5 protein-coding genes and 5 pseudogenes are annotated in these 5018 nt (G+C 73.3%); all 10 read left to right on the forward strand.

The features are described 5' to 3' along the window. The coding region (locus tag UG55_RS21810; protein WP_199865222.1) for an adenylosuccinate synthetase at positions 1 to 386 on the forward strand (386 nt) is incomplete at its 5' end. Between the two features lie 128 nt (positions 387 to 514). Next, positions 515 to 1496 (forward strand): hypothetical protein (locus UG55_RS41370; RefSeq protein ID WP_242424924.1); only part of this gene is annotated, 982 nt, incomplete at its 3' end. A gap of 216 nt (positions 1497 to 1712) precedes the next feature. Further along, positions 1713 to 1986 (forward strand): annotated as a pseudogene (locus UG55_RS41375) (phosphoribosylamine--glycine ligase); the annotation flags it as partial. 1 nt (position 1987) lies between these two features. Further along, positions 1988 to 2092, forward strand: a pseudogene (locus tag UG55_RS41380) (hypothetical protein); the annotation flags it as partial. Between the two features lies 1 nt (position 2093). Beyond that, positions 2094 to 2339: pseudogene (locus UG55_RS41385) on the forward strand (phosphoribosylamine--glycine ligase); the annotation flags it as partial. Between the two features lies 1 nt (position 2340). Next, positions 2341 to 2416 (forward strand): annotated as a pseudogene (locus tag UG55_RS41390) (hypothetical protein); the annotation flags it as partial. Between the two features lies 1 nt (position 2417). Beyond that, a pseudogene (locus UG55_RS41395) lies at positions 2418 to 2985 on the forward strand (phosphoribosylglycinamide synthetase C domain-containing protein); the annotation flags it as partial. Then, positions 2982 to 3533 carry a 5-(carboxyamino)imidazole ribonucleotide mutase gene (gene purE, locus UG55_RS21825; RefSeq protein ID WP_066072441.1) on the forward strand — a complete coding sequence of 184 codons (552 nt, stop codon included), beginning with the start codon at positions 2982 to 2984 and terminating at the stop codon, positions 3531 to 3533. The pseudogene UG55_RS41395 and the gene purE, both read left to right, overlap by 4 nt. Further along, positions 3530 to 4837, forward strand: a complete 1308-nt coding sequence (gene purB / locus UG55_RS21830; protein ID WP_066072444.1) for an adenylosuccinate lyase — start codon at positions 3530 to 3532, stop codon at positions 4835 to 4837. The genes purE and purB overlap by 4 nt, the downstream gene beginning before the upstream one ends. A gap of 48 nt (positions 4838 to 4885) precedes the next feature. Beyond that, a partial coding sequence (locus UG55_RS27725) for a phosphoribosylaminoimidazolesuccinocarboxamide synthase (RefSeq protein ID WP_304440437.1) occupies positions 4886 to 5018 on the forward strand: 133 nt, incomplete at its 3' end.

A 5018-nucleotide genomic window follows, 5' to 3' on the forward strand; every position in this document is an offset into this window, starting at 1 on the left:
CCGGGCGGGCCCGCCGAACCGGCTGGTTCGACGCCGTGATCGCCCGCTACGCCGTGCGGGTGAACGGGCTGACCGACCTGTTCCTGACCAAACTCGACGTGCTCTCGGGCTTCGACACCGTGCCCGTCTGCGTCGGCTACGAGATCAACGGCCGGCGCACCGACGAGATGCCGATGACGCAGACGGACTTCCATCACGCGAAGCCGATCTACGAAAATCTGCCCGGCTGGCACGAGGACATCTCCGAGGTCACCCGCTTCGAGGACCTTCCGGACGCCGCGCGCGCCTACGTCACGACGATCGAGGAGATGTCCGGTGCCCCGGTGTCCGCGGTGGGTGTAGGCCCCGGCCGGACCCAGACACTGGTGATCAACGAGCTGATCTGATCAGGCGCTGATCGGCGGGCGGTCGGTCGGTGATTCTTCCCGCGCCGCGCCCGGCTCCAGGNNGCGCCACGCACCGTTACGGTCGACGCTTACATAGTCACAGTGAGCGACTACCGGGGGTGGTGCCGATGGCGGGGCTTCCGCCGCGATCCTCCTGGGAGGATGACAGCGCGGGCACGGACAACCTCGGCGGCGACGAGGCCGCAGCGACGACGGGCGCAACGGCGCCGGCGCCCGCGTCTACGCCGACCTCCACGCCCACATCGATGCCGACGCCGACCGTGTCCGCCGAACTCGACCGGGCGCCGGCCACCGCGCCGCGTCAGCCCAGTCCGGCGCGCTGGTCACCGACGGTCCGGCCGGACCGTCGGCTGCCGCGCGGGATCGACCCCGCCACCTGGCCGGTCGGTTTCTCCCCCACCGGTGAGGCGCTGCCGGAGACGCTCACCGATGTCCTGCTCCGCGGCAGCCACGCGATCCGCAGCTCGAAGCGCGCCGAGGCGTTGCGGCTGGAACGAGCCGCGGCGATCGCCGAGCACGTCGAGGCACAGATCCAGGAGTTCCTGGCGTTCTGCGCGGCGGAGGCCCTCACCCCGCCGGTCACGGTCCGCGCGACCGGACGGCGCCCGGAGCGGGCCCACGACGGCTACGCCGCGGACCCCGTCGGCCCGCGCCGATATCGCGGGCGGGTCGGCACCATCGGCACCACCACCGGCACCACCACCGGCACGACCGGCGCCGCCCCCGCAGGTACCACCGGCACGACCGCGGCCGCCGGTGACGGCGCGCCCGGCGACGGGTGCGCCCCTCGGGAGGCCGGCCCTCGCGAGGTCACGGACCCACCGGCCGTGGGCCGGCACCGGGGCGAGCGACCCGCACCCGCGTCCACACGCCGCCGGCCGCTGCGCCGCGAGCGGCTGCACGCCTGGCCGCTCCTCTACTGGCGGTGCGAGAGCTTTCCCGCCCCCGGCCGCTCGCTGCACCTGTTCGTCGAGCCCGGTGGACGCACGTTCGAGGGCCGGGACGACCCGGCGCCACTGACCGTGCTCGGCCGCGAGGTGCAGGTGTGGCAGGTCGACGCCCCCGCCATCGTGGAGAGCATGGCCGAGGNGGACGCACGCCGCTGCGCGTTGCACCTCGTACACGGAATGGCCCACATGCTCTGGCAGGCGGGCGTCGGCCTGTAGCCGCCTGTGATCAACGTGCGCGATAACCTGGGCCTCGTGACTTCCGCGGCCGCATTCTGCGTCATCTTCAGCCGGTGAAGGTTCTCGTCGTCGGGTCCGGCGGGCGTGAGCACGCACTGTGCCGCGCGCTCGCCCGGGNTCCGGGGGTCGACGCGCTCGTCTGCGCCCCGGGCAACGCCGGCACGGCGGAGCTTGCCGAGCCGCGCCCGCTGCGTGTCGACGACCCGGACGCCGTCGCCTCGCTGGCCGAGTCCGTTCGGGCCGATCTGACCATCGTCGGCCCGGAGGTCCCCCTGGTGGCGGGCGCCGGCGACGAGCTGCGCGCCCGCGGGCTGCCGGTCTTCGGCCCGTCCGCCGCCGCCGCGCGGCTGGAGGGCAGCAAAGCCTTCGCCAAGGAGGTCATGCGGGCGGCCNGTGTCCCGACAGCCGACTCGCGGGACCACACCGAGATCTCCTCGGCGCTGGCCGATCTCGACACCTTCGGCCCGCCCTATGTCGTGAAGTACGACGGGCTGGCGGNCGGCAAGGGCGTCACGGTCACCACCGACCGGGAGGCGGCGGTCGAGGCCGTCCGGGCCAGTCTGCGCGGCCCGGAGGACCGGGTGGTCCTGGAGGAGTACCTGGACGGGCCCGAGGTGTCGCTGTTCGCCGTCGTGACGGAGTCCGGCGCGGTGGTGCCGCTGCTGCCCGCCCAGGACCACAAGCGTGTCGGCGACGGCGACACCGGGCCGAACACCGGCGGCATGGGCGCCTACACCCCGCTGCCNTGGGCCCCCGCGGGCCTGACCGACGAGGTGGTCACCAGGGTGATCCGCCCCACGGTGGACGAGATGGCCCGGCGTGNGACCCCGTTCACCGGCCTGCTCTACGCCGGGCTGGCACTGACATCCCGTGGCATACGTGTGGTCGAGTTCAACGTCCGGTTCGGTGATCCCGAGGTGCAGGCGATCCTGGCGATGCTGAACTCACCGCTGACCGAGGTGCTCCTCGGGCGCCGGCGGCCGGTGTGGCGCTCCGGCGCGGCGATCACCGTCGTCGTCGCCGCGGCCGGGTACCCGGCGCGACCGCGGCTCGGTGACCCCATCCGTGGTCTGACCGCGGCGGGCGCGCTGACCGGGGTGGACGTGCTGCACGCCGGGACGCGCCGCGACGAGCAGGGGCAGGTCGTCACGTCGGGTGGCAGGGTGCTGTCCGTCACGGCGATCGGCTCCAACCTCGAGTCCGCGCGAGGATCGGCGTACGAGGCCATCAGCCGTATCTCGCTGGATGGCGCGCACTACCGCACCGACATCGGTGACCCGTCACGGATGCGCCAGGTACCGGGCCTCGGCCGCGCACCGGCGGAGGTACCGGATCCCGCCGAGGCGGGGCACCAGCCGAACCGGCCTAACCGGCCGAAATCAGAGGAGTGAGCGTGTCTCAGGGCAAGCCGTCGCAGGGCAGCGGGTCGGCAGGCGGCGCGGCCGGACCACGGGTGGCGATCGTCTACGGCTCGCCGTCGGACACCCAGACCATGAGCAAGGCCGGCGCCACGCTGGAGCGCTTCGGAGTCCCCTACGAGGAGGTGTCGCTCTCCGCGCACCGCGCCCCGCGCACCCTCGCCGAGTATGTCGGGCGGTTGCGCACCCGCGACATCTCCGTGGTGATCGCGGGTGCCGGGCTCGCCGCGGCACTGCCTGGCGCCGTCGCCTCGATGACGACCCTGCCCGTCATCGGCGTGCCGATCTCCGGCGGCGCGCTGGACGGGATGGACTCGATGCTCGCGATCGCGCAGATGCCGCCGGGCGTGCCGGTGGCGACCGTCGGCCTCAACAACTCGACGAACGCGGCGATCCTGGCAATCCAGATCCTGGCGCTGGGCGACCCTGACCTCGGGCTGAAGCTGGCGACGTTCAAGGACGAGTTCGAGCAGGCCGCGGCCGACTCCCTCGCCGACGTCGCGGCGGCGGCACGGGCATGATCGGTCGTTACACGCTGCCCGAGATGGGCCGGGTGTGGTCCGAGGCCAACAAGTACGAGCTGTGGTGCAAGGTCGAGGTCCTCGTCGTGGAGGCGCACGCCGCCGCTGGGCGCATCCCGGCCGACGCGGTCGACCCGGTGCGCGCCGCGCCGGCGCCCACGCCGGAGGCGGTCGCCGAGATCGAGGCCGTCACCCAGCATGACGTGATCGCCTTCCTGTCCGCCTGGGCCGACCGCACCGAGCCGCGGTCGGCGGCGGCCTACGTGCACTTCGGGATGACCTCGTCCGACCTGCTCGACACCGCGCTCGCCTGCCAGCTGGTCGAGGCCACCGACCTGCTGCTCGCCCGGGCCGACCGGCTCGTCGCCGCGCTGCGCGACCTGGGCCTGGCGCACCGGGAGACGCTGCGGGTAGGGCGTACCCACGGCATCCACGGCGAGCCGACGGTCTTCGGCCACCGGGTCGCCGACCTGGCGTTCGGCATGGCCCGCTGCCGCGACCGGCTGCGCGCGGCGCGGGCGGACGTCGGCATCGCGAAGATCTCCGGTGCGGTCGGCACCTACTCCAACATCGACACCGATGTGGAGAGCTTCGTCGCGAGCCGGCTGGGCCTGACCCCGGCGCCGGTCGCGACGCAGGTCGTCCTGCGGGACGGCATCGCCTCCTGGGTCGCCGCGCTGGCCGGCCTCGCCACCGTCTGCGAGGCGGTGGCGCTGGAGGTGCGGCACGGTCAGCGCACGGAGGTCCGGGAGTTGTCGGAGCCGTTCGGGTCGGGCCAGAAGGGCTCGTCCGCGATGCCGCACAAGAAGAACCCGATCATGTCCGAGCGCATCGCGGGGCTGGCCAGGATCGTGCGGGCCCAGTACGTGCCGGTCCTGGAGGGTGTCCCGCTGTGGCATGAGCGGGACATCTCACACTCGTCGACCGAACGGATCGCGCTGCCGGACGCCGCCTGCGGCGTGGACTACCTGCTGCACCTCACCACCCGACTCGTCGACGGGCTCGTCGTCGACCGGGAACGGATGCGGGCCAACCTCGACGCGACCGGCGGGCTCGTCTACACCTCCGCGGTGCTGCTGGAGCTGGTCGAGACCGGCCTGTCCCGCGAGGACGCCTACGCCATCACCCAGGCGGCGGCGATGGAGACCTGGCAGACAGGGGTCCCGTTCCGCGAGACGCTGCGCAGGCACGCGGCGGAGCGGGAGCTGCCGCTCGACGAGGACCGTCTCGACAAGGTCAGCCGGCCGGAGCGCTACGTCGAACGCCTCGGCCCGGTGTTCGACCGGCTCGCCGCGCTCAGCTGAACGCCGGCCCGGGCCATCCGGCCCGGGCCGAACGGTACGGTCGGAAGCATGCCGCTGACACATGAGGAGTTCGCCGGGCTGACGCACCTCGGATCCGGGAAGGTACGCGAGTTGTTCGCCGTCGGGGACGACGCCGTACTGCTCGTCGCAAGTGATCGGATCTCGGCCTTCGACGTGGTGC

The sequence above is a fragment of the Frankia sp. EI5c genome (genome assembly GCF_001636565.1).
Classification (GTDB): domain Bacteria; phylum Actinomycetota; class Actinomycetes; order Frankiales; family Frankiaceae; genus Parafrankia.